Source organism: Photobacterium sp. J15 (genome assembly GCF_963870815.1).
GTDB lineage: Bacteria > Pseudomonadota > Gammaproteobacteria > Enterobacterales > Vibrionaceae > Photobacterium > Photobacterium marinum.
In genome coordinates, this window is the sequence record NZ_CAWMUI010000001.1 from 2874805 (window position 1) to 2899301 (window position 24497).

A 24497-nucleotide genomic window follows, 5' to 3' on the forward strand; every position below is an offset into this window, starting at 1 on the left:
AGCTTACTCTCTGATTTCAATAAACAGTGCTAATAGAGCAACTGCGGGATCTGCTCGATAATGCGATAGAAATAATCCATCAGCATCTGAGTCATCATGTGGCCGAAAAACATCAGAGCCAACAAGGTGACAATCAAACGAGGCAGGAAACTCAACGTCTGCTCATTGATAGAGGTTGCTGCCTGGAAAATCGCAACAACCAGACCAATCAATAAGCCCGGCACAACAATGGCACACACCATCAGCAGTACCATGTAGAGGGCATCCTGGAAAATTTCGACAAACGCTTCAGGTGTCATAGCAATTCCCCTTCAGCACTACGAGCCGAAACTGCCGGCCAACGTCGACAGGATCAGGTTCCAACCATCAACCAATACAAACAGCATCAGTTTAAACGGCAGGGAAACAATCATAGGCGACAGCATCATCATACCCATCGCCATCAGAACCGAAGCTACAACAAGGTCAATAACCAGGAATGGCAGGAACAGCATGAAGCCAATCTGGAATGCGGTTTTCAGCTCCGAGGTGATGAAAGCCGGAATTAATACAGTCATCGGCACTTCCTGCGGATCTGTCGCATCGGAACCGGACATATTTACGAAGCTTTCCAAGTCCTTAACCCTGGTTTGCTTTAGCATGAACTGTCGTAACGGTAGCTGGGCTGCTTCCAATGCCTGCGGGGCTGTCATCTGCTCATTCAGGTAAGGCTGAACCGCTTCATTATTAATCCGGTCAATGACCGGAGACATAATGAAAAAGGTTAAGAACATCGCAATACCTATGATGACCTGATTCGATGGCGTCTGTTGCAAACCCATTGCCTGGCGCAGAATCGACATCACCACCACAATCCGGGTGAAGGATGTCATCAGGATCACAATCGCAGGCAGGAAGCCCAGCGCTGTCATTAACGCCAGGATCTGCAATGTCACCGAGTAGTCTTCACTACCATCCGGGTTTACCGTCACCGAGAAAGCAGGGATCCCCCCCTTTCCACCAGTGGTCATCAGGCGCGTCGCTCCCGATTCATTCTGCATCTCACTGACAGTAACACTACTGCCGGCAGCCGAAGATAAGCCAGGATCTGCCGTTTCAGCCATCGCAGGGAAAGTCAGTAAGATGCTAAAAACCGCCAGAACGGCGGCAAAGAAACTATTTCTTATCATTCTTTTTCAGTAACTTGTTCAGATGGGCGGCAAACTCACCACCACTTTGAGTCTCTTCCATGGACAACGGCTGTTCAAGCTTGCTCAGCAAGGAAATATTTTGCTGAGTCACCCCCACTAAAAGTTGTTCATCTCCGACCTGGAGCAGCACAATCCGCTCACGCTGACCGACTGGTAGCTGACGGATGATTTTCATCGAACCATCTGCTCCCTGAATACCCGGTAGCTTCATTCGCTTTAACAGCCAGGCAAGGAATAAAATCAGCAGCACGACTAAAATAAGTGCCGCCAACGTGGTAGCAATATTCATTTCATCAGCAGGAGCGGCCCATGCCGGCATACCTGCCGTGGCCAGAACAACTGCGGCTGAAAGGTTGTGCAAAAAACGAGTTTTCATGACCAACCTTAACGCAGCTTTTTAATTCGCTCAGTCTGGCTGATCACATCAGTCAGACGAATACCAAACTTATCATTGACCACAACGACTTCACCGTGGGCAATCAGCGTACCGTTTACCATGACATCCAGCGACTCACCAGCTACCCGATCCAGCTCAACAACCGAGCCCTGGTTCAATTGCAGCAGGTTACGAATACTGATTTGAGTTCGGCCGACTTCCATTGAAATCGTCACCGGAATATCCAAAATCGTATCCAGCTTACGACGTTCGTCATCCGTAATAGGTGCACTGTCATCGGTAAGCTCTTCCAACGGCGCAGGCTGGACGCTTTCATCAATGGCTTGCTCAGCGAGTGCAGCTGCCCAATCGTCAGCAATTTGTTGATCATTTTGAGACATAAATTACACCTGTTAGTTAATCGTCGTTATCGTCATGCAAGCCTAGCAATGCCGTTCCCAGTTCATCACGATCGAGGAAGGCCAGGTCAGTTTTCACCATATCCGGCCGCTTCAGTTTCTCAGTTATCTTCAGCGCCACATTATCGCCTGATTGACCCATCTTGGCCCGATAGGTCGGCAAGTCTTCAACGAAGACAGTGGCCGCTTCCGGCATATCAATCGGAATCACGTCTCCCGGACGCAACTCCATCAAGTCACGTAGAGACAGCTCAGTATCCAGCAACTTAGCGCGGATATTGACTGGCACATCCATGATCTCATCACGAAGCGCCTTACTCCAGCGCACATCCGTATCCATCTTGTCACTCTGGACACCGGCATCCAACAGTTCACGGATCGGTTCAACCATGGAATATGGCATCACCACATGGAAGTCACCACCACCACCATCCACTTCAATATGGAAAGAGCTGACGACAATCACTTCTGTCGGGCTGACAATATTTGCCATTGTCGGGTTTACTTCCGAGTCCAGATATTCAAACTCGACGCCCATAACCGGCGACCAGGCTTCACGGTAATCTTCAAACACCAATTTCAGCAGCATCTGAACAATACGACGCTCAGTCGGGGTAAATTCACGACCCTCGATCTTGGCGTGGAACCGGCCGTCACCGCCGAAGAAGTTTTCTACCAGAATGAAGACCAATCGAGCTTCCATTGTGATCAGCGCCGTACCTTTGAGCGGGCGGAAACGAACCATGTTCAAACTGGTCGGAACATAAAGCGTATTCTGGTACTCCCCGAACTTAATCATCTGCACGCCGTTAATCGACACTTCCGCCGTTTTACGAAGCATGTTAAACAAGCTCACCCGCATATGGCGGGCAAAACGTTCGTTGATCAGCTCAAGGGTGGGCATCCGCCCACGAACAATCCGGTCTTGCGATGAGAAGTCAAATTGGACGACCCCGGCACCACTCTCCTGGCCGGAATCCTCATCATCTTCAACATCATCGACACCATGTAACAGGGCATCGATTTCGTCTTGGGTCAGTAAGTCACTCACATTAAGCCTATTGCATTACAAAACCAGTAAAGAGCACGCGCTCAACGACTTTCTGGCCGGACACTTTATTCAAAGCATCCTGTACCGCAGACAATGCCTGCTTGCTTAGTTCGGTTCGGCCATTCATCGTTCTCAGCTGCTCAACCGTCGCAGCACCAAATGTTTGCAGCAAAGTACTTTCAATCAGAGGAATGTGCTGTTTAGCTGTCGACTCATTGCTATCACCACGCACCATCAGCTGCACTTTTACCTGAACAAGGCGATCACGTTTATCACCTGTCACATTAAAGATAAATGGCTGTGGCAGAATCACATAATATGCTGGCTCAAGTTTTGCCGGTACTGCGGTCTCCACAGTCTCTGCGACCTCCTCATCTGACGAGGAGCTGTCCCCCATCATAAACCATGCGCCAGCACCACCACCGATCAACAGAACTAGGACTACAGCGATGATAATAAAGAGTTTTTTCTTTCCGCCTGAATTTTCTGCGCCCTCAGCCATAAACGTATGTTCCTTTCTTTATTGTTGTAGACAATCGAGGTTGAGCCATTGTCTTTATGCATAATAATCGACGCGGTCAGATGACTGACTCACGTACATATCTAAAGGTTCAGCATTGCCGGTTCCTGAGTCACCATGACGAGATGAACCTCCACCTTGCTGACCACCGTTACCGCTCTGCTGCCCCTGGGCATCCTGATTTGACTGCCCGGCAAACTGCTGCCTTGAATTATCCTGTTGTACTGAACTCTGGGCAAGCTGCAATCCCTGTTGACTTAACAATTCCCGCAGTCTAGGCATCGCATGTTCGACTAAATCACGAGTCTGCTGGTTCCCAACGGTAAACTGCACCGAAGCCTGATCCTGATTCAATGACAACTTAATCTGTAACTTACCAAGCTCGGGTGGATCAAGGCGAATATCAACGTGCTTCAAATTTTTTGACATCATCATCTGCACCCGCTCAGCCAACTGATCCCCGGCCTGCTCCTTACTCAGTTGCAACGGACTCTGTGCCTGAGCAGCCTGAGCGGCTTCAGCTTTGGCGGCTTGTGCGTGAGATGTAGTCAGTCCCGATACGGAATGCTGTAACTCCGCTTTTGCGTCAGTAGCTCCGTTATCAGGAGCTGCCGTATCAACAGCGGCAGCCAGTGCCGCTGTACCTGCTGCCATACCGTTCGCAGCGGCTTCACCATCAACATTTGCGCCTTCTGCTGCCATCATTCCCGCCGTCAACGCATTCATTGCCTGAGATTGAACCGCCTGGTTCTGTGCAGCAGTTTGAGCCTGAGTTAAAGGGGCTCCCAATGGAGTAGCAGCCGCCTCACCCAATACAGAACCGGAAACTGGATTTGCAGCCTGCTGACTTCCTGTAGCAAAAACACTATCGAGTTTGGCTTTCAAGTCTGCTGGGATATCCGCAGATGCCTGAGTTCCGGCGCTCAACTCAGCGGAATTCACTTCAGCCAGTTTTGAGCCGGCTTGTATCGCATCACCAGGCTGCTGCATATTTTTAACTTCAGCTGCGACCGCCGCGGCCGTTGAGCCCAAGGCAAAAGCCGGTTCGGCATCGCTTCCTTCACCGCTGTCAGCTGCGCTTTGTTCAGCAAGCCCAGCCTGAACATCAGTATTCTCAGCACTGCCATCCTGGTTTGCCGCAGCCTGTCCAGCTAAAGGAGCTGCAAACACTTGAGCCAGTTGTTCCTGACTTAAACCTTCAGCCTGCTCGTCAGTATACTCGCCGTCCATTTCGACACTGGTCAATTTACCAGTTTTTAATTCAGGCTCGGATTTTACTGCCTGTTTTGTTTGTCCTTGCAAAGTCAAATTTTGCACCTGCCCGGACTCTGAAACTGCCTGCGGCAATTCTTTGCCTTCCTGAGACGCGGCAGCCTGTTGCGTCAATTGTTTGTTCGATGCTGAAAGGCGGTTAAGCAGCTCTTCACCATCATTCATTATCTTTTGCTTTTTTCCTGAATCAAGCTCAGATATCTCTTCATCTGTCTGGCTGGCGGAGTTCTGTCCATTCTGCTCATCAAGAAGCTGGGCTGATACTTTTTCACCCTTTTCAGTCAAACGCTTACCAGTTTCAGCATCTTCAACATGCGCTTCAGATTCCGGAGGTGCAGACTTATCGACAACCTTAGAATCCGATGCCGGCCCCTTTTCCTTCACATCATCGGCTTGAGCTTGTGATTTTTTCTTAACCTTTTGTTCTTCATCGACTTTATTAGCATCCTGCTTATTGTCTACCGATTTTCTGTCGACTTTTTTATCACTGTTTGATGCCGACTGAAGCTCTTTGTCAAAGCGGTCTTCACTTCTGCTGTTATTTCGGTCGACAGATGAATCGATACTTTCAGAAGAAGAGGCAGGGGTGGCTTTAGCACTTCCGGTTTGAGCGGGAGCCGGAGATGCTGGCTTTGCTGTCAATAAACTGGATGAAAACATAAAGGCTCTTCACATGTTGAATACGATTAGAACAACGAATGCAAAAACCGTACCATACAATATATTATATTAGGCTACCGACGAGCCTGGCGGGCAAACTGCAGGGTAGCAAACTCATCCATCATTTTTTGCTCCTGCTTATCAAGCTGGGCCTGGCGCTCAGCCTGTTTCTTCTCCAGAAGCCATTCTATCGACTGGCGCTTCTTACGCATTTCATTCCAGTATTCGCTGCACTTCTCGACCTGCTCTTCAAACTGCGCACCGGCGGCTTTTTGCTTAGCCAGCGTTTCATCAAGGGAGCCGAGGAATTGCTGAAGGTGGCTATAAGAACTGGCCGTCAAACCATCCAGTCCGCGAGCTGTCAACTGCTTACAGTAATCCAGGCGATATTGCTCAATTTGTTGTAACTGCTGATAATAGTTATCCAGTTCGATCCTGGCATTATTCAAGGCAAGGGATGCTTTATGTTCGTCATCTTTGGCCCGCTCTAAAATCAGCTCCAATGCACTGTCTGACATTCTTAATTACCACTCAACACTGAACGCAGCATGTTGACACACATGTCATACGGTACAGATTCTTTCATCGACTGTTGCAGGAAAGCATCCAGCTTAGGTTTAAGGTTAAAAGCCTGATCAATATTCGGATCTGTTCCCGGTTTATATGCACCGATCGATACCAGATCTTGGTTCTTACGGCAGATCGACAACAACTGACGAACCGCCTTAGACATCAGCATATGTTCTTCACTGACAATCGCCGGCATTACACGACTGACAGAACGCTCAACATCAATCGCCGGATAGTGACCGGCATCCGCCATTTCACGGGAGAGTACAATGTGTCCGTCAAGAATTGCCCGCGATGCATCAGCAATCGGATCCTGGAGATCATCACCTTCGGTCAGAACGGTGAAAAAAGCGGTAATCGAACCCTGATGCTCTCCCCCGTTACCGGCACGTTCCACCAGAGCCGGTAGTTTGGCGAATACAGACGGCGGGTAGCCTTTAGTTGCCGGCGGCTCACCCACCGACAAAGCAATTTCACGCTGGGCCTGAGCAAATCGGGTAAGTGAATCCATTAACAGCAGCACATCCAGCCCCTGATCACGGAAGTATTCAGCAATAGTCAGAGATGTCTGACAGCCTTTCAGGCGCATCAACGGCGAGGCATCAGCCGGTGCTGCCACAACCACAGCGCGTTTACGGCCTTCTTCACCAAGGATCTCATCAATGAATTCTTTAACTTCTCGGCCACGCTCACCAATCAGGCCAACCACAACCACCTGTGCTGTAGTACCACGGGTCATCATACCCAGTGTCACCGATTTACCGACACCTGAACCGGCAAACAAACCGATACGCTGACCTTTACCGACAGTCAGGCAGCCGTTAACAGCTTTAAGGCCAACATCGAGGGGTTCTTTGATAGGCTTTCGCGCCAGTGGGTTGATAGCATCAGCATTGAAAGAGGCACGGTTAGCAGTATAAATCTCACCAAGTCCGTCAAGCGGGTTACCACAACCATCAATCACCCGGCCTAACAATTCCATTCCGACCGGCAGGCCACTGTCCTGCAACATTGGCGTCACTTTAGCACCGGGCATGATCCCTGTGACCGACTCACTTGGCATCAGAAACAGAGTATCTCCGGAAAAACCAATGACCTCTGCTTCAATATCACCGTTTATGGTTTCAACTTTACACTGACTACCAACAGGCGCACGACAACCAACTGCTTCAATGGTCAGGCCGACAACCCGAACCAGACGTCCGGAAGCGACCGGGCGGGTCGCCAGATTTTGGGTTTGGTAACGAGAAAGGCGCTCAGCCAGAGGAGATGACATTACTGCCCTCCGTTCATCTGCTGACTGTTCACCCCATTGAATTGATTAAGCAAATGACGAATACGATCTTCCATCATATAATCGATACTGGAATCGCCTGATTGAACCTGCAAGTCACCACGATTCAGTGACGGCTCAGCCTGAAGGCTCCAGTTACGCTCACTCAGGTTTTCTTCACCGTATGCCTGTTTAACGAGCTCTAAATCTTCCGGATGGAGATGGACTTGTACCTGACGGTCTACAATTGGTAGCGCACCGATGACTTCACGAATCGTGTTCAAAATCACCTGCGGATTTGTCTGAACTTCAACCCGGATAAGTTCCCGAGCTAAACTGGTCACCATGTTCAGCACTTGATTTTCCACATCACTGTCAAGCTGCTGCAGCGGCGTTGCCAGCTTCTCAATCAGCGCTGTAAGGTGAGCAACGTGCTCGTTAATCTGAACCTGTCCCTGTTCCAGCCCTTGCTGTAGCCCCTGCTCCAGACCTTCCTGCTGGCCAGCTTCCAGCCCTTCTTTTTTGCCTACTTCAAAGCCTTCGGCATGACCGGCTGCGATACCTTCAGCATGGCCTTCTTCATAAGCAGAATGACGAATATCTTCCAGATCAGCAGCCGTCAGCGGCGGCGGGCCCTGTTCTTCCTCTTCTTCGGGAAGTTCAGGCTGCCATTGCGGGTCATAATTTATGGCATTGTCGATCGGAGCGCTGTGGTCATCGGCATAATCCGGATAAGCCCAGCGTTCCAGCTCCTGCGCCTGATGCTCAGTTACGCGCAGGAACCCACGACGACGTTCAAAAGACATAGTTTGTCCCTAGTGCGCAGCTCTTTGTATTAAGGGCAACATTACAAGAATTCATCAGCACCTCCTCCGGACAACATCAATTCACCGGCATCAGACAGGCGACGTGCAATGGACAGGATCTCTTTCTGTGCAGCTTCAACGTCAGCAACACGAATTGGTCCCATTGCCTCAAGATCATCCTGCAACATTTCTGCCGCACGCTTCGACATATTACGCAGAATCTTGTCACGCAACATATCGTCTGCCCCCTTGAGGGCTTTCTGCAGCAGTTCCTGAGGTACATCGCGCAGCAATGTCTGGATACCACGATCGTCCACCTCGGCCAGGTTGTCGAACACGAACATCAGATCTTCAATCTGAGCAGCCATGTCTTCATCGTTTTCACGGATCTGATCCATCAACAGACCTTCAACATTATTGTCGAGGTAGTTCATGATTTCTGCGGCGGCCTTAGTACCACCAATCTTCGCGGCCTGAGCACCAGCCTGACCAGCAAACTGTTTCTCCATGATGTCATTCAGCTCATGCAATGCGGCTGGCTGAACTTCTTCAAGGTTGGCGATACGCATCATAAGGTCAAGACGGACACGCTCCGGGAACTGGGACAGAATTTCTGCCGACTGCTCAGGTTCCAGGTAAGACAGTACGATCGTCTGAATCTGCGGGTGTTCGTTAAGAATAATGCTAGCCACCTGACGCGGATCCATCCATTTCAATGAATCCAGGCCACGGGAGCCGCTACCCATAAGGATTTGGTCAACCAGGTTATTCGCCTTGTCTTCACCCAGCGCAGCAACCAGAGCATTACGGACAAAGTCTTCGCTACCCATACCGATGCTGGTGTATTTCTGGATATCTTCCAGGAAGTGGCGGTGAACGGCAGCTACTTTCTCCTGACTCAAATCTGCCATCGAGGCCATGATTCCACCGACACGCTGAACTTGCTTCGGCTCCAGGTGACGAATAATACTGGCCGCATCCTGCTCACTAAGGCTAAGCAGCAAAATCGCCGCTTTATCAGCCCCAGTCAGCGTCGAGACATCAAACTTTTTCTCTTCTGTGGTTGCGACTTCGTTAGCCATCTTCACTCACCCAATTCTTAACAACTTGTGCAGCCAGATCCGGTTCATTCGCAACCAGAGCCCTGACAGCTTTCAACAGATCTTCATCTTTATGCAGATTCGGCAGATTCAAACTACTACTGCTCAGTTCAAGAACATCAGCCCCATCAAGCTCAGCACCAATCAAATCAATATCATCATCACTGCCGGCAAGAATTGGCATACCATTCTCATCCAACGGCGTTCCATCGGCAGCCTGGTTCGGGTAAAGCAGCTTACGCATTGCCGGACGAACCATAACAAGCATGATAACAATAATAACCAGTGCAGCAGCCAGCCAACGGATCCAGGTATTGAAATTCGGATGTTCCCAAATTGGCAGATCCGCTATCTGTTCTTCTTCCGGAACAGCGAACGGTACAGAAATCACTTCCAACATATCGCCCCGCAGATCTGAGAAACCTACACCTCCTTTCAACAGACGGCTGATTTTAACAAGCTCTGCTTCACTGACAGGAACGCGTGTGATCTCACCGGTTTCAGGATTCACAACCTGCTTGTAGTCAATCGCGACCGACACTGTCTGGCGGCTGATGACGCCAGTTTGAGCCCGCTTATGGCGAATCTTGGTATCCAGCTCGAAGTTACGGGTAGACTCACGATGAACCGAACCGTTATTCGATCCTTTGCCTGACTGCAGCTCAGCAATATCCTGCGGGATGGAAGAATCTGCCGGCGGCTGATTACTCAGAGCTCCCGGAATACCAGCAACAATGTTGCCGTTATTATAATCTTCCAGCGTATATTCACTTCGGGTAGACGGTGTAGACGGATCGTATTTCTTCTGCGTTTCTTCAATTGCGCTGAAGTCCATCGTCACGTCAACCTGAGAGGTGTAATTACCCAAACCCAGGACCGGGATCAGGATAGCGTCAATTTTTTCACGCAGCGCCTGCTCCTGTTTACGCTCAAGCTCATATTCCTTGCGCTGTGCGGTCGCAGCAGGATCTTCTGTACCCGAGCTCAGCAGACGTCCGTGCTGATCAGTAACAGTTACACGGGTCGGCTTCAAACTTGGAACTGCCGTTGCCACCATATCAACAATCGAGTCAACCTCTTGCTGACCCAGAGAGCCATTTCCACCCAGTGTCAAAAATACGGTGGCTGAAGCTTCTTGATTATGACGAACAAACACACTCTGCTTTGGCATAGCCAGCAGAACCTGCGCTTTACGTACCTGACGGATTTGCTCGATAGCCCTTGCCAGCTGACGCTCACGGCTCAGCTTCAGGCGCTCGCGCTCAAGACGCTGGGAAACACCGAACCCCATGTCTTTAAGCAGAATCTCATCCCCTTCCTGAACGGTGCTATTCAGGCCAGCGCGGGTCATTTCGAGCTTTATAGATGAAAACGTATCTGCGGGAACACGAATCGTATTTCCATCCAGGGTGTACTCGATTTTTTTCTGATCAAAGTGATCAAGAATAGGGATAAGCTCTTCTGTTTCAAAGGTGCCGAGTGGTCGCATCTCCGGCTCACGCAACCAGAAAACAACCAATACAATCAATGCCACACAGATCGCAACAGAAAGCACCAGAATAACCTGGCGTAACAAATCAAGGTTACCCAGCATGCTATCGACACGCGTGGCACTCTTCTCTTCTGTATCAGGATCCTGCAATTCAAGCTCGGTATCGGAAACAACCGGAGCAGGAGCATTACCAGCAACAGCTAACTCATTGTTTGAAGATGGTTCAGACACTGATTAATTCCCGAATTAAACTGGCATGTTCATTAGTTCTTTATACGCTTCTACCAGCTTGTTGCGGACCTGAACGGTCGCTTCAAATGCAACACTGGACTTGTTACGAGCAATCATCACATCAGACAGGGATACGTTACGGTCTCCCTCATCAAAACGTGTCGCCAGTTCACTCGACGCAGACTGAAGATTATTTACTGTCTTAATGGCATCACCCAACACAGCACCAAAATCGGCACTAACCTGCTGGCTGGTTGCCGGACGGTTTGTACTCTGGGCTTCCAGTTTCATCGCCTGCAATTCGGCTTGTAGTCCGTTGACTTTCATAACTCTTCCCCGCACAGTCAAAAGATTGTCACTTTAATCAAAATAGTGACGATTTTTATTCGTTTGAGATACTTTTCTACTGTTTCCTGCAAGCTTAACGCCAAGTCGGCTTAAAATGCCAATAAAATAGAATTCTCACCCTAAACCGGGATCTCTATCCCGGCGTCACGCATTTTCGCCAGTTTATAACGAAGGGTTCGCGGACTGATCCCTAATTTCTCAGCGACATCTTTCCGACGCCCGTCGCAAGCCCGGATAGTCTCAAGAATAATGGCAAATTCCTGCTCTCGAAGCTCTCCGCCCAAACCTTCCGTTGAACCGGAAACCTGAACAGGTTCAACATTCGGTACAACGGCCGTTGATTCTACCGCGGTTTGCAGGCTTTGTGCATCCAGCCAGTCAAGTCCTTCCAGCAAAATGTGTTCATTTTCGATATTACTGCCATCGCAAAGGATCAAGGCGCGCTGAATGACATTATCCAGTTCGCGCACATTACCCGGCCAACCGTACTGCTGCAACTTCAACAATGCTGTCTGACTGATTTTTGGCACTGGCAGTCCCTGCTTCACACAATGACGTTCTGTCAGGTAGGTAGCCAGCGGAGCGATATCGCCTTTTCGCTCAGCCAGTGCAGGCCATACTAACGGAAATACATTAAGACGATAATACAAATCTTCGCGGAAGTGACCTTCAGCCACATACTGTTTCAGATCCCGGTTACTGGTAGCCAGTACCCGAACATCCAGTTTGATGCTTTTTCGGCTACCAAGACGTTCTACTTCGCGTTCTTGAAGAACACGTAGAAGTTTTGCCTGCAGGTTCAAATCCATTTCGCTGATTTCATCAAGAAGGATTGTGCCGCTCTGCGCCTGCTCAAATTTCCCCGGACAGGCCTGTACCGCACCGGTAAACGCACCTTTTTCGTAACCAAACAGGGTTGCTTCCAGCATGTTGTCTGGAATCGCAGCACAGTTAATCGCAATGAAAGGGCCTTCGCTACGGTTTGAGTGCTCATGGATATAGCGTGACATCACTTCTTTACCCGAACCGCTTGGTCCCAGAACCATAACGCTGGCATCAGTCTTCGCAACTTTTTCTGCCAGTGACAGCAATTTCAGAGATTTCTCGTCGGCAACAACCGCCCTGCCTGACTCATTTTTGACAGGCGCATAGCGGCTCACCATATTCAGCAATACTTCCGGCGCAAACGGCTTTGCCATGTAGTCAATCGCGCCTTCTTTCATTGCCGATACCGCATCTTCGATATTGGCGTAAGCGGTCATTAGCAACACAGGTAATTTTGGCCAGTGCTGCTTAATACTGCGCAACAAACCCAGACCGTCCATTCCCGCCATCTGTACGTCAGAAACAACAATATCGACAGGTTCAGATTTCAGCAGCAACAGGGCCTGCTCGGCACTTTCGGCCTCCAGCCACTGGTAACCAGCCAATGCCAAAGTATCAACCAGAGCTTCGCGTAGCCCTTCATCATCCTCAACAACCAGTACGCGGCTTTGATTCATCATAACTCTCCAATTGCTGCTTCGTTCTCGTTTTGGGCGGATTCAGGCATAGCGGCCTGAGCGTCGGCCAAAGGCAGCGAGATTGTAAAACACGCCCCCTGGCCCGGCTCGGATTTCAAAGACAGGTGACCTTTATGAGCCGAGGCCACCATTTGTACCACAGCAAGACCGAGCCCGGTTCCCTGCTTTCTTGTCGTAAAGAACGGCTCCAGGATTTTTGCCTGCATCTCAGGCTCAATACCCGGGCCGTTATCCAGCACCGAAAGATGAATAACACCATCTCGTTGCTGACAGTTCACCGCAACTTTGCATTGCTTTCCTGCCATTTGCACGGCATTCGTAATCAGGTTACTTATTGCACTGGCAAGGGCGTTTGCGTTACCCAACACCTTCAGGCTTTCATCATCACAGTCAATACTGAAATCAACCTGATTAGAAACAATCATGGTTTCAACCATGCTTTCAAATTCATTAAGCAGACTCTCCAGTGAAAACAGCTCAACAACCTTGTTATCACCACCTTTGGCAAACAGCAGCATATCATTAACCTGCTTTTCGAGATCATGAAGGCGATCGACTAATTTGGCCTGAAAGCGGCCACGAGTCTGAGAATTCAGGTTTGGTGACGATAAATTCGAGGCATATAACATTGCGCTTGAAAGTGGTGTTCTGACCTGATGTGCCAACGAGGCTACCATTTTGCCCAATGATGACAGTCGCTGCATCTCACTGATCCGTGATTGTAATAATCGTGTTTCTGTCATATCGGTGATGAAAATCAATTGCCCGCTGTCTGATGCCGAGATAGCCAATTTGACCTTGCGGCCATTGCGCAGTGACACTTCATGGCCATCATCTTCCTTCGGCGCAAAAGCGCGCTGAATGACAGAAAACCATCGCTCGCCGACAAGCGGTTCACCAAGAAGACGAAGGGCTTCAGGATTGGCTTCAAAAACCTCACCTTTTGAATCGAGAAAAATAACCCCTGAAGGCATCACATCCAGCGCCTGCTGGTAACGGCCAACCTGCTTAGTAAGAGAACCCAGCGGAGATATATTGTCGCCCATGAAATACCTGATCAGTTCGCAGAAAAGTCCTAATAAAGCACTTTCTATGCCAAAATAAAATTAATGGTATCAACAGGTTATGTCTTTGAAAAGAAAATTGACGGTGTCAAGAATATGACACCGTCGGATTTAGGGAGCTTAGCGAAGGTCTTCCTTGTTCAGGCCGTACTTACGCATTTTTTCTACCAGCGTCGTACGTCGCATACCCAGCATGTCAGCAGCACGAGCTACTACGCCTGTCTGCGCCTCAAGTGCCTGGCGGATCATTTCCACTTCAAGCTCTGCCAGCATTTCCTTCAGATTAACTCCTTCAGGCGGAAGATCATTCACCGACGGCACTTCCGGTTCAGCATAACTGGTAGCGAACATATCAGCCAACGCAGCTCGCTCCTGATCTTCTGTCGACAGGAATTGATCCTCCGGCTGGAAGTCCGGCAAGTCATTGTAACGGTACTTCATCGGCAGGTGATTTACATCCACCATTTCACCCGGATACAGAATGATCAGACGCTCAACCAGGTTTGCCAATTCACGGACATTACCCGGCCAGTCGTGATCCATCAAAGAAGTAATAGCTCGAGGTGTAAAGTGGACACGTTTCGCGCCTTCTGCTTCCATACGAGCCAGCAGTTCCTGCAGCAACAACGGAATATCACAGATACGCTCACGCAACGCCGGCATCTCGATCGGGAAAACATTCAGTCGATAATACAAATCCTCTCGGAACGTATTTTCTTTGATCATCTCATCCAGATTACGGTGCGTTGCCGCAATGATCCGAACATTAGCCTTAATCGTGGAATTACCGCCAACACGCTCAAAACAGCGTTCCTGAAGCACACGCAGTAATTTAACCTGCATCGCCATTGGCATATCACCAATTTCATCCAGGAATAAAGTACCGCCTTCAGCCAACTCAAAGCGACCTTTACGGGCAGAAATAGCGCCGGTGAATGCCCCTTTTTCGTGACCAAACAGTTCACTTTCCAGTAAGTCAGGTGGAATAGCACCACAGTTAACCGGCACAAAAGGACCTTTACCCCGGGACGAGTGGTAATGAATATTACGAGCCACGACCTCTTTACCGGTGCCTGATTCACCCAGAATTAACACACTGGCATCTGTACCCGCCACCTGTTCAACCAGATGACGGATCTCACTGATCGCTTCGCTACGACCAACCATACTACGGAATAACGTATTCTTTCGGGCCAGCTGAGGAACCTGATAAGCGCGCTTACCAAGAAACTCCTGGCAATGACGCAATGCATCAGACAACTGTGCGTAATTCAGCGGCAACTCGAGTTCACCAACATAATTAGGGAACCCTGCCAATTCGCCGGCATGATCCGATAGCGCTATAACCGGGATATGATTGTGAATTCGCAGGTAGTCAAGAATCTTGCTAAGTGACTTACCGGTACTTATTTTACCCAGTAAACAGGCACTCCAATCCTTTTCCCAAAGCGAATTTTCCACCTCGCGCGTAGAGAAAGCCTCATGCTGTTCTCCAACAAAATTAAGAATGACGCCAAGGTCATGACGATGCTGCTGATCGTCATCAATTACGAGGGTTTTAGCTAAACCTTGCATAGGAGAGATATTGCCTGCCTTTATAGGAATTTCTATTTCTGTGGCTTTTATACCAAACTGAACAACTTTCAAATTTTTATGAAGTTATTCAATTTTGTATTACTGAGGAACAGCAACCAAAAATTATTGCTTTCCATTGTAATAAAAGCTCAGCATAAGGCAACTAAGGACACACAAAAGCTGTGAACCCTGTACAAAGGAAAGTGCAATCCAGATCATTTTAGTTTATTTTTTGGCTTCCTGAAGGAGGAAGCCAATAATAAACTGATTGCACAAAGCAGGAAGGTGTTATTACATATCCAGCTGCGTCATATTATGGTATTCGGCAGGGATCTGGTCCCAAGCAACTTTAATTTCGCGCAGCATGTCAATTACATCATCAACAGGCTCAGGCACATTATCTTGGTTTGCCTTATAAATTTGCTGAATCATAAAGTCATAAAGTGAATCTAAGTTTGACGCAATATCACCACCGTCTTCCATAGAAAGACAGCTGCGTAAACTAATCACAATATCCAACGCCTTGCCCAAGCGTTCACCTTTAACTGCAATTGAGCCTTGCTGCATAGCAGCCTTGCCTTGGATCAAGCGCTCAATTGCTCCAGCCATTAACATCGAGATCACTCGGTGTGGTGATGCTGATGTCAGCTGACTATCCACTGAGACTCGTTTATAAGCCTGTAGAGATCCTCTCATTGCCATTTTTTCTAACCTTACCGAAATTTATTGTATACCTGCATCGAGCGTTGCCCGTGCTGTAGTCGCTGAAGTTGGCCTGCAGATTGATCCCGGCGTTGACTGATCTGCTCAAGCAAACACGACGTTCGTTCAACGGCTGCCTGCCATGCTGATTTTTCCAGCAGTTCAGGCTCCGCCATTAATTCATGCAAGATCTGTTCACGCTGCTGCAGCAACTGCTGCAAAAGTTGCGGATCCACATCTCCATCGGTGGAGAGCATTGCCTCCAGTTGGCTATCCAACTGTTGTAAACGTTGCATGTTTTACTCTCTCACCTAATTCCTAATTGATTATGCCGCCGGCATCATACTCATCATAGAGCTAAGCTGGCCTTTCATCTGCCCCATAGCTCCATCCATCGCGGTAAACTGATCATGGGTACGCTGATAAACACTTTGCATCCGGCGATCCAGATTAGTCTGCTCTTTATTCAGACGCATCATCTGATCGTTAAGACTGTTCTGGCGACTCTTAATACTGCCTGTTATCCCGGTATGGGCATGAACCAAATCTTCGATCCGGCGGGCAAAACCTTTCCGGCTGCCAAAAAACTCACCAACATCGGTGAAATTTTGCTCCAGCTGTCTATCCAGCAGGTCATAGTCAATTTCCAGTCGCCCGGCCATAGTGGTCATCACCCCGAGTTCACTCAGCGTTTTTACTGTTTCCGGCGCGCCTTCAATCGGCGCAGAAAATGCTGAACGAAGTTGGTTATCTACCGTGCGGATAATACTATCGCCCACCAGCGGGCCTTTCTCCTGAGTTTCAGGGTCAAATTTAGCCAGCTCCTGGGATGTTTGATAAAACTGGTTATAGGCGTTAACGAACTGCTCAATCGCCCCACCAACAGCAACGCGATCATAAGCCACATCTATAATGGCATCCGAATCACCCTTACTGTCTTTCAACGCTACCAAGTTGAGATCAACGCCTTTAATGGCATCTTTAATCGTATTGGTGTCACTGGTAACTGTGGCCAAACCATCAATGACGACCTTAGCATCCTTCGCAGCCTGCATTTCACTCATAGGGCTGACTTCATTATGTGCATTGAAGCCAAACTTTTGCAGTGTACTGGCTGGTGGCGCATCAACCCGAACCTTAATCGTATTCTGCTCACCGCTTTTATCAGCAGACAGAACCAATCTCGCACCGGCATCATCTTTGATAACTGATGCCATCACACCTGTATTTGAAGGATGACGATTTATCAGGCGTACAACATCAATAATTTTGCTTTCGTCCTCTGGGATCTCAACATCAAACTTAGTTGCCCCCAGAGAGATGGCCAGTTTACCGGCTCCCATTTTTTCATCTTCGTCAAATGTGCTTGATACAATCTTGTGTGACTGTGCAAGCTGGTCAACTTTGACGGTGTATTTTCCGGGAATAGCTTCATGTGATGCCGTTGCTGTCAGCACCTCATTGTTATCTGATGAAGCAGTACGTGCCGATAAGGTATGGTTACGACGAAAGTCAGCCATCATGAACTTCAGTTCATTCAACGAGCTTTTCAGTTTTCCATAGGCACTGATATTGACATCGACGTTGTCCCGGCGCTCATTGATTCGCGCTTCTTTCGGTGCTCGCTCAGCTTCAACGATTTTGTTCACCATACCGTTGATGTCAAAACCGGAAGCTGTGGCTGCTGCGCCTATATTCATTGACTACCCCAAATGATGTCGGTTTACACTTTCGTCTGTAACAATCCTCCCGAATGAGCGGCAAGCTGTCGGGATAAAGCTAACATATCTTCATCAGGAATTTGGCGAACCACATCACCGGTACGTTTATCGTAAATAGTGACGATGCTTTTGCCGGACTCTTCATCAATCCGAAAAGCCAGACCTTTATTCAGCGTATTTCCAACAAACTCTTCAATTTTTTCAACGACTTTCTCCAGCTCTTCACGCTGAAGGTGGCGCTGTTGTTCTATGTTGAAGCTTTGTTCTACGCGACGAACATCGGTCTCACCTTTATCGCTGCTTGATGCCACTGGCTGTTGATTGGATGAGTGAGCGGCAGCGGGTGTCCCCTGAGTACTACTACCAGATTTATTAGCAATATTTGTGCCAACAGAAGAATGGGTGCCATTCTCAGAAGAACGAGTAGGAAGTGAAGAAGTAGAAACGGGTTTGACATCCATATTCTTTCACCTTCTGAAAGCAGAAAACGGCAAGGAGGTGCCTCCTTGCCGTTATACGGAGGTATTAACCTAGCAGGCTTAGAGCGGCTTGAGGAGCCTGTTTTGCCTGAGCCAGGATAGACGTAGAAGCCTGAGAAAGAATCTGGTTCTTCGTCATGTTAGTTGTTTCTTTCGCAAAGTCAGTATCGCGGATACGGCTGTTCGATGCGTTTACGTTCTCGTTAACGTTGTCCAGGTTGTTGATTGTGTGGTTCAGACGGTTCTGAGATGCACCCAGCTCTGCACGGTGTGAATCAACATACTTCATCGCACCATCAAGAACAGCAACAGCCTGCTGTGCACCACCAACGGAGGTTACGTCAATCTCAGAAACAGTCTTGTCTGCCGCAACACCACCGATTGTTGCATCAACGTCTTTACCGTCACTGCCAACCATGGTCATTGCACCGGTCTTAACGCCAACTGTACCTTCTGAAGTGAACAGCTGAAGCTCGCCTTTTTCAGAAACTGATGCGTTGATCTGGTCGTTCTGACCGTTAATGCGAGTCGCGATTTCTTCGATATCGTCGCCTTTAACCAAGTCAACACTGATATCAGTCGCCACACCAGAGATCTTGTCAGTAACTGTCAGACCAATTGTCGTATCGGCTTTCAGTGTAGAGTCAGCTGGTGCAGTCTTGGTTGAAACCAGCATGCTACCACCCATCTTCGCTTCATCTGAACGGATGTTCTTGAAGTTCATCTGAACTGCTTCACCAGAGTCAGCACCAACCTGGAATGAGCGAGAACCAAAAGTACCGTTCAGTAGCTTAGTACCACCGAAAGAAGTTGTTTCTGCGATACGGTTAAGTTCGTCGTTCAGCGCTGTTACTTCTTCCTGGATAGAGTTACGGTCTTCTTGTGAGTTAGAACCGTTAGACGACTGCAGTGCCAGGTCACGCATACGTTGCAGGATGCTTGTTGTTTCCTGCATAGAACCTTCAGCGGTCTGTGCCATCGAGATACCGTCGTTGGCGTTACGTACTGCTACGTCAAGACCACGGCTCTGAGTTTCCAAACGGTTAGATATCTGAAGACCAGCTGCATCATCTTTTGCACTATTGATCTTGCTACCAGTAGCAAGACGCTCCATTGAGTTACTTTGAGCTTCGGTCGCCTGACCCAGGTAGCGCTGAGCGGTCATTGCAGAAACGTTAGTATTTACTGTAACTGCCATAATGTCTCTCCTTAAAGTGTTCGATATGGCTTGACCAGCCCAGCCGGAAAAACCTAGTTATTCTTTGTACATGAGTTTTAACGGCATACGGTTGGAAACCTTTAAGATTTTTTTTGATTTTTTTTGTGGTAGTTCTGAAATGTGATCAAGCTCATAAAAAACCGACAGCGCACAATAAAGTTTAAATCAATACAAATCAACAGCTTAACCACCAATGCCTTCTTGAAACTTACAAGAAAGAAAAAACGAATGTATGGAGAGAAAAGGCAAAATAGGTTCACTTTCACCACAAACAAAAACGGCAAGGGGTTGCCCCCTTGCCGTTTTCGCTCATCTGAGTTCGGAAAATTATTGCAGCAGGTTCATTGCAGCCTGAGGAACCTGTTTTGCCTGCGCAAGAATAGAAGTACTTGCTTGCTGCAGGATCTGGCTCTTCGTCATTTCCGTTGTTTCTTTTGCGAAATCTGTGTCGCGGATTCGGCTGTTAGACTCAGATACGTTTTCAGATACGTTCGCCAAGTTGTTAATGGTATGGCCTAAACGGTTCTGTTTCGCACCCAGGTCTGCACGCTGAGTATCAATGTATTTCAAAGCGGCATCGATAATTGGCACGGCCTGCTGTGCGCCGCCTACAGATTCCACATTAATACCACCGACAGTAACGTTCTGTGATGTACCGGTGATATCACCCGGAACCACTTTACCGTCTTCGTTCATCATGCTCATCTTGCCCTGAGTCACAGCCAGCGTACCGCCATCAGCAAACAACTGAAGCTCGCCTTCTTCGCTCACCGAGGCATTAACAGAACTATTCTGACCATTGATTCGAGTTGCGATCTCTTCGATGTCGTCACCTTTAAGCAGGTCAACACTCACATCAGAAACATTGCCCAGCTTATCAGTAACCTGGAAGCTTATTTTGGCATCAGCGTTCAGAATCGCTTTCGGCTCAATTTTCGTGGTCGACACTAATAGGCTGCCACCCATTTTGTCATAATCAGCACGGACACTGTCCATACCCATGATCAAGGCTTCACCTGAGTCCGCACCAATCTGGAATGCAGCTTCACCGAATGTTCCGTTAAGCAGCTTACGACCACCAAAGGCTGTAGTTTCCGCGATACGGTTCAATTCATCCTGAAGTGCAGTTACTTCCTGTTGGATTGCCTCACGGTCTTCGTTGGAGTTAGCACCGTTCGCAGACTGTAGTGACAGGTCACGCATACGCTGCAGGATACTGGTTGATTCCTGCATCGCACCTTCTGCGGTCTGTGCAATAGAAATACCGTCATTGGCGTTACGCATTGCGACATTCAGGCCGCGCGTCTGCGCAACCAATCGGTTCGAAATCTGCAGACCTGCAGCATCATCTTTAGCACTGTTAATCTTACTACCTGTAGAAAGACGTTCCATTGAGGTATTAAGATCGCTTGTTGCTTTGCCCAGGTAACGCTGCGCAGTCATGGCAGACACGTTGGTGTTTACTGTTACACCCATTTTGCTCTCCTTTGACTTTCGCTATTGTTAGCGAAACAGCCTACCCGCAACAGTCAGTACTAAAGACAGTGAAGCGGGGCCAGCCATATGTGTAAACTTTCTTGGCAAGTCACTTGCCACCTAATTATTTCTTCTTAAGAATTAGCAATCATCGTGCCAAAAATTAAAGGATTTTAAAAACAATAACTTACATCGCTTTATTGTTTTTAAATGTAGTAGGTGGCAACCGAATGCCTATCTGGTTTGCCGTTTTGCCGCCTAAAAAAAACCTTTGCCGGAGCAAAGGTTTGGAATAACTTTCTCAACTACTAAATGTAGTTAAACAGATTCAGGTCTTTGGTCTTAGCAAATGCCTGCTGAGAGGCCTGAAGCGCCATCATGTTTTCGTTCAGCTCAATAACCGCAGTAGCATAATCAAGATCTTCCAGCGTACCGCGAGCCTGGCTCATTACGATCTTAAAATCTTCATGCATGTCTTCCTGACGATCTAAGGTCTGCAGTCGGGTACCTACCTCAGAACGAGCACGGTTTATATGTTTAAAACCTTCTGATAATTCCGCAGCTGTCTGATGCAGCTCAGCGGTTGCCGATGCATCTGATACGCTGCGCTCGGACAATTCAATACTGCGACGGAATGAATCAAAGATATTCACCTTATCCTGACGGTTAAGATCAATGATGTCGCCGTCTTCGATCTCGCCTTCGACATCGATCTGAAGTGTCCCCCACTCGATCCCTTTATTAGGATCATACTGAGCAGAACTAACAACACTGCCATTCTGGAACAGTTGATAAGATGTGCCGGCCGGAGTTGACGAGAACTCAACCCGATAACTGGCCTGATCGGCGTTATTGGTGTTTTTCGCCTGAGACAACAAAAGCATAGAGCCGCTCTGCAAAGCATAATCCGGCTGGTAGTCGCCATATGGGTTATCAACTTCCATAAACAACTTATCACCCGGATCATTGACCGGAACATCAACCGCCGGGGCAATTTTTGCCATACGCTGGTAACTGTCACCTGCATAAGTCACATTGCCGCCATTATCTCGGAAAAATGGCTGCTTGCTGTATTGAGTTCCGGCAAAAATAAAGTTACCGGATTCATCCTTGGCATTGACCAAGTTCATGAAGTTATCAAACAGCCCCTGCATGTCCTGCTTATGGGCAATACGGTCATCATCAGACAAGGAACCGTTAACCATCAACATGGATTTACGCTTGGCTTCATCCAGCATACTTTCAACTTCAGTGATCACTGTTTCTTCATTGTCCAGACGGTTTCTGGCCAGGGTGATCGACTTCAGAGACTGTTCGAGCTGAGTGGTTTGCTGATCAAAATTCTGAATATAAATAGAAGATACCGGATCATCTCCGGCAGTCAGCAGACGTTTACCGGAAGCCAACTGCTCCTGGTTTTCCGCCACTTTCACCTGCTGACGGTTCATGTCATTGGCTACAGAGCTGTAGTTATGGAAACTGGCAATTCGGCTAATCATTTCAGTCAGTCCCCTCTATTAGCGTGACGCATTAAGTAGCGTGTCAAAAGTTTCATTAGCCACTGTCATAATCCGTGACGAGGCCATGTAAGCTTGCTGAAATTTCATCATGTTTGCCGCTTCCTCATCGAGGTTTACGCCTGCGATTTCAGCAACCCGGCTCTCTGCCGCATCTTTTTCTACCAGGCCGACTTCTTTCAATCGTGATGCAGATGCCATCTGTACACCCATTTCGGTGTTCAGCCCCTGGTAAACATCAATCACTGTTGAACGGCCGTCATCCATTATCTTGGTTGACTGCAACGTTTGCATTCTGATCAGGTTGCCGTTATCACCATCTGCGTCGTTCAGGTTAACGGCAAACAAGTCACCACCAACCGCACCTTGGCCCAGAGTAAAACCAGTCCCGCCTACATTTACTTCACCTGCTGGTGGATAAGGCTGCGGAGCCTGCAAGATATTGCCTTTCATATCCAAGACGGCAAACTGGCTGGCATCCGGCGATACCGCTACCTGAAACTCCGTCAGGGCACCGGCACGGGTAATGTTAAACGGAGCCTGCCCCTGAGTTTTGGTTGCTGAGCTCAGATAACTCTGGGCGGCAATTTTTGCCGGATCCGTCATCGGCACATCAATTTCACCTGCCGCAGAACGGGTCGGGCGCAACACGATTCGCTCACCGGCTTTCATCGGTACATTCATTTCCACCCGGAAACCATCCGCCATAAAAGCAGGCGGGTTGCCGCTCGGGATCACTTTATGACGCGAGCCGTCAGGCATTGCCAACGTATGCTGACTGCCATCGAATGTCAGGTCGTATTCCCCAATCTTCAGTTCGTTCAAATCTTCGATGTACACTTTCACATCAGCGGTTGAACCCGGTGGCAACATAGCCCTTGCCGCAGCAACGGATGGATCATTAACATCACGGAACATGTTCTCACCCACCTGACCATTCAAATCCAGGCCCTGGTGTTGAAGGTTGTTCACAGATTCTGCAAAACCGATTGCAATACGGCCCATCTCATCCATGGCATGAGAAAGGGTTTCATCACGGTACTGGAATAATGCCGCCATTTTGCCGCCGATATCATCATTACGAATGGTTTTCAGCGATTTACCTTCAACAATTGCCAGCTGTGTTTGCTGCGGATCTGGTTTACCGTTCACCATGCGCAGTTCACTGCATTCGGTGCCCGATACCAGGGTATGACCGCTGCCAATCATAATATTGAAGGTTTCGTCATTCTTGCGGGAAACACTGACCTTAGTGTACTCAGACAGCTCATTGATCAAGTTCTGGTGGCGGTCCATCAAGTCATTGTCATGCTTTGAAACCGGTGATTTCACCAGTGCCTTGTGCACATCCACCAGCTCTTTGGCGATATCATTAATACGTCCCAGCGTGCGTGACAACGCTTCGTTGGTTTCTGATTTTTGACGAGTAAGAATGGTGTGATTGTCATTCAGCCCTGCCGCCACCAGCTTTGCTTTCTCAAGCACCACTTTACGAGCCCCCATGTCACTCGGGCTGTCGGCAAGCGCTTTTACCGCGTCATACCACTGGTTCATGTCCTCTGGAATTTTCTTGGCACTGTTTGCCAACATGCTGTCCAGGCGACCAAGCTGAGACTCACGTTCTGTCGCGTAGCTAAGGTTGGTGGTAGTCAGGTTCAGCTCATCGGTGGCAAACTGATCGTAGCCGCGGCGAACTTCTGCCGCATGCACACCAGTACCATACTGGTTGCCCCCCCACCACATAGGGTCATTAGCTTGCTGTACCACAGACTGACGGCTGTAGCCCTCAGTATTAACATTATTAATGTTATGGCTGGTCGTGTTTAACTGCCGCTGTGCAGTTAAAACGCCCTGGGTACCCATATTGAGCAAGTCAAACCCCATGAAGCCTCCAGTAATTTGAGGGGGTTACA

General features: G+C 48.6%; 24 protein-coding genes. All 24 read right to left on the reverse strand.

Features of this window, described 5'->3' with window-relative positions; translation table 11 throughout:
- Positions 1-29: 29 nt before the first annotated feature.
- Complete coding sequence (gene fliQ, locus AACQ93_RS12855; RefSeq protein WP_007466483.1) at positions 30-299, reverse strand: flagellar biosynthesis protein FliQ; 270 nt, start codon at positions 297-299, stop codon at positions 30-32.
- A gap of 18 nt (positions 300-317) precedes the next feature.
- Positions 318-1169, reverse strand: coding sequence for a flagellar type III secretion system pore protein FliP (fliP, locus tag AACQ93_RS12860; RefSeq protein ID WP_064605429.1), 852 nt, complete (start codon positions 1167-1169; stop codon positions 318-320).
- On the reverse strand, positions 1156-1566 hold the full coding sequence (fliO, locus tag AACQ93_RS12865; RefSeq protein WP_084419151.1) for a flagellar biosynthetic protein FliO: 411 nt from the start codon (positions 1564-1566) through the stop codon (positions 1156-1158). Before fliO ends, fliP begins: the two co-directional genes overlap by 14 nt.
- 8 nt (positions 1567-1574) lie before the next feature.
- A complete protein-coding gene (gene fliN / locus AACQ93_RS12870) occupies positions 1575-1967 on the reverse strand; it encodes a flagellar motor switch protein FliN (RefSeq protein WP_064605430.1) in 393 nt (130 codons plus the stop codon).
- Between the two features lie 16 nt (positions 1968-1983).
- Positions 1984-3036 (reverse strand): flagellar motor switch protein FliM, encoded by a 1053-nt coding sequence (gene fliM / locus AACQ93_RS12875; RefSeq protein WP_007466487.1) that lies wholly within the window; start codon positions 3034-3036, stop codon positions 1984-1986.
- A gap of 7 nt (positions 3037-3043) precedes the next feature.
- Complete coding sequence (gene fliL / locus AACQ93_RS12880) at positions 3044-3538, reverse strand: flagellar basal body-associated protein FliL (RefSeq protein ID WP_064605432.1); 495 nt, start codon at positions 3536-3538, stop codon at positions 3044-3046.
- Positions 3539-3592: 54 nt separating this feature from the next.
- Positions 3593-5488, reverse strand: coding sequence for a flagellar hook-length control protein FliK (locus tag AACQ93_RS12885; RefSeq protein ID WP_064605434.1), 1896 nt, complete (start codon positions 5486-5488; stop codon positions 3593-3595).
- A 74-nt stretch (positions 5489-5562) separates the two neighbouring features.
- Positions 5563-6006 (reverse strand): flagellar export protein FliJ, encoded by a 444-nt coding sequence (gene fliJ / locus AACQ93_RS12890; RefSeq protein ID WP_064605436.1) that lies wholly within the window; start codon positions 6004-6006, stop codon positions 5563-5565.
- 2 nt (positions 6007-6008) lie between these two features.
- Positions 6009-7334, reverse strand: a complete 1326-nt coding sequence (gene fliI / locus AACQ93_RS12895; RefSeq protein ID WP_064605438.1) for a flagellar protein export ATPase FliI — start codon at positions 7332-7334, stop codon at positions 6009-6011.
- The gene (fliH, locus tag AACQ93_RS12900; RefSeq protein WP_064605440.1) at positions 7334-8137 is read right to left on the reverse strand and encodes a flagellar assembly protein FliH; all 804 of its coding nucleotides are present in this window, start codon (positions 8135-8137) and stop codon (positions 7334-7336) included. Before fliH ends, fliI begins: the two co-directional genes overlap by 1 nt.
- A 41-nt stretch (positions 8138-8178) precedes the next feature.
- A complete protein-coding gene (gene fliG / locus AACQ93_RS12905; protein ID WP_064605442.1) occupies positions 8179-9219 on the reverse strand; it encodes a flagellar motor switch protein FliG in 1041 nt (346 codons plus the stop codon).
- Positions 9212-10960: a flagellar basal-body MS-ring/collar protein FliF gene (gene fliF, locus AACQ93_RS12910; protein ID WP_064605444.1), complete on the reverse strand. Its 1749-nt coding sequence runs from the start codon at positions 10958-10960 to the stop codon at positions 9212-9214. The genes fliG and fliF overlap by 8 nt, the downstream gene beginning before the upstream one ends.
- Positions 10961-10975: 15 nt before the next feature.
- On the reverse strand, positions 10976-11287 hold the full coding sequence (fliE, locus tag AACQ93_RS12915) for a flagellar hook-basal body complex protein FliE (protein WP_064605446.1): 312 nt from the start codon (positions 11285-11287) through the stop codon (positions 10976-10978).
- Between the two features lie 140 nt (positions 11288-11427).
- Positions 11428-12810, reverse strand: coding sequence for a sigma-54-dependent transcriptional regulator (locus AACQ93_RS12920; protein ID WP_064605448.1), 1383 nt, complete (start codon positions 12808-12810; stop codon positions 11428-11430).
- On the reverse strand, positions 12810-13877 hold the full coding sequence (locus tag AACQ93_RS12925) for a sensor histidine kinase (protein ID WP_064605450.1): 1068 nt from the start codon (positions 13875-13877) through the stop codon (positions 12810-12812). The genes AACQ93_RS12920 and AACQ93_RS12925 overlap by 1 nt, the downstream gene beginning before the upstream one ends.
- 138 nt (positions 13878-14015) lie before the next feature.
- A complete protein-coding gene (locus AACQ93_RS12930) occupies positions 14016-15470 on the reverse strand; it encodes a sigma-54 dependent transcriptional regulator (RefSeq protein ID WP_064605452.1) in 1455 nt (484 codons plus the stop codon).
- Positions 15471-15761: 291 nt separating this feature from the next.
- Positions 15762-16166, reverse strand: a complete 405-nt coding sequence (gene fliS, locus AACQ93_RS12935; RefSeq protein WP_064606703.1) for a flagellar export chaperone FliS — start codon at positions 16164-16166, stop codon at positions 15762-15764.
- A gap of 17 nt (positions 16167-16183) precedes the next feature.
- Positions 16184-16468, reverse strand: a complete 285-nt coding sequence (locus AACQ93_RS12940) for a hypothetical protein (protein WP_064605454.1) — start codon at positions 16466-16468, stop codon at positions 16184-16186.
- Between the two features lie 30 nt (positions 16469-16498).
- Positions 16499-17872: a flagellar filament capping protein FliD gene (gene fliD / locus AACQ93_RS12945; RefSeq protein ID WP_064605456.1), complete on the reverse strand. Its 1374-nt coding sequence runs from the start codon at positions 17870-17872 to the stop codon at positions 16499-16501.
- A gap of 23 nt (positions 17873-17895) precedes the next feature.
- Complete coding sequence (locus tag AACQ93_RS12950) at positions 17896-18354, reverse strand: flagellar protein FlaG (protein ID WP_064605458.1); 459 nt, start codon at positions 18352-18354, stop codon at positions 17896-17898.
- 64 nt (positions 18355-18418) lie between these two features.
- Entirely contained in the window at positions 18419-19570 is a 1152-nt protein-coding gene (locus AACQ93_RS12955; RefSeq protein ID WP_064605460.1) for a flagellin, read from the reverse strand.
- Between the two features lie 348 nt (positions 19571-19918).
- Positions 19919-21067, reverse strand: a complete 1149-nt coding sequence (locus AACQ93_RS12960; protein ID WP_064605462.1) for a flagellin — start codon at positions 21065-21067, stop codon at positions 19919-19921.
- A gap of 308 nt (positions 21068-21375) precedes the next feature.
- Positions 21376-22566 (reverse strand): flagellar hook-associated protein FlgL, encoded by a 1191-nt coding sequence (gene flgL, locus AACQ93_RS12965; protein ID WP_064605464.1) that lies wholly within the window; start codon positions 22564-22566, stop codon positions 21376-21378.
- An 18-nt stretch (positions 22567-22584) separates the two neighbouring features.
- Entirely contained in the window at positions 22585-24468 is a 1884-nt protein-coding gene (flgK, locus tag AACQ93_RS12970) for a flagellar hook-associated protein FlgK (protein WP_064605466.1), read from the reverse strand.
- Between the last annotated feature and the right edge of the window lie 29 nt (positions 24469-24497).

Coding starts and splice junctions, on each gene's coding strand:
- fliQ (WP_007466483.1), bottom strand. CDS start 299: ATGACACCTGAAGCGTTTGTCGAAATTTTCCAGGATGCCCTCTACATG.
- fliP (WP_064605429.1), bottom strand. CDS start 1,169: ATGATAAGAAATAGTTTCTTTGCCGCCGTTCTGGCGGTTTTTAGCATC.
- fliO (WP_084419151.1), bottom strand. CDS start 1,566: ATGAAAACTCGTTTTTTGCACAACCTTTCAGCCGCAGTTGTTCTGGCC.
- fliN (WP_064605430.1), bottom strand. CDS start 1,967: ATGTCTCAAAATGATCAACAAATTGCTGACGATTGGGCAGCTGCACTC.
- fliL (WP_064605432.1), bottom strand. CDS start 3,538: ATGGCTGAGGGCGCAGAAAATTCAGGCGGAAAGAAAAAACTCTTTATT.
- AACQ93_RS12885 (WP_064605434.1), bottom strand. CDS start 5,488: ATGTTTTCATCCAGTTTATTGACAGCAAAGCCAGCATCTCCGGCTCCC.
- fliJ (WP_064605436.1), bottom strand. CDS start 6,006: ATGTCAGACAGTGCATTGGAGCTGATTTTAGAGCGGGCCAAAGATGAC.
- fliI (WP_064605438.1), bottom strand. CDS start 7,334: ATGTCATCTCCTCTGGCTGAGCGCCTTTCTCGTTACCAAACCCAAAAT.
- fliH (WP_064605440.1), bottom strand. CDS start 8,137: ATGTCTTTTGAACGTCGTCGTGGGTTCCTGCGCGTAACTGAGCATCAG.
- fliG (WP_064605442.1), bottom strand. CDS start 9,219: ATGGCTAACGAAGTCGCAACCACAGAAGAGAAAAAGTTTGATGTCTCG.
- fliE (WP_064605446.1), bottom strand. CDS start 11,287: ATGAAAGTCAACGGACTACAAGCCGAATTGCAGGCGATGAAACTGGAA.
- AACQ93_RS12920 (WP_064605448.1), bottom strand. CDS start 12,810: ATGAATCAAAGCCGCGTACTGGTTGTTGAGGATGATGAAGGGCTACGC.
- AACQ93_RS12925 (WP_064605450.1), bottom strand. CDS start 13,877: ATGGGCGACAATATATCTCCGCTGGGTTCTCTTACTAAGCAGGTTGGC.
- AACQ93_RS12930 (WP_064605452.1), bottom strand. CDS start 15,470: ATGCAAGGTTTAGCTAAAACCCTCGTAATTGATGACGATCAGCAGCAT.
- fliS (WP_064606703.1), bottom strand. CDS start 16,166: ATGAGAGGATCTCTACAGGCTTATAAACGAGTCTCAGTGGATAGTCAG.
- AACQ93_RS12940 (WP_064605454.1), bottom strand. CDS start 16,468: ATGCAACGTTTACAACAGTTGGATAGCCAACTGGAGGCAATGCTCTCC.
- fliD (WP_064605456.1), bottom strand. CDS start 17,872: ATGAATATAGGCGCAGCAGCCACAGCTTCCGGTTTTGACATCAACGGT.
- AACQ93_RS12950 (WP_064605458.1), bottom strand. CDS start 18,354: ATGGATGTCAAACCCGTTTCTACTTCTTCACTTCCTACTCGTTCTTCT.
- AACQ93_RS12955 (WP_064605460.1), bottom strand. CDS start 19,570: ATGGCAGTTACAGTAAATACTAACGTTTCTGCAATGACCGCTCAGCGC.
- AACQ93_RS12960 (WP_064605462.1), bottom strand. CDS start 21,067: ATGGGTGTAACAGTAAACACCAACGTGTCTGCCATGACTGCGCAGCGT.
- flgL (WP_064605464.1), bottom strand. CDS start 22,566: ATGATTAGCCGAATTGCCAGTTTCCATAACTACAGCTCTGTAGCCAAT.
- flgK (WP_064605466.1), bottom strand. CDS start 24,468: ATGGGGTTTGACTTGCTCAATATGGGTACCCAGGGCGTTTTAACTGCA.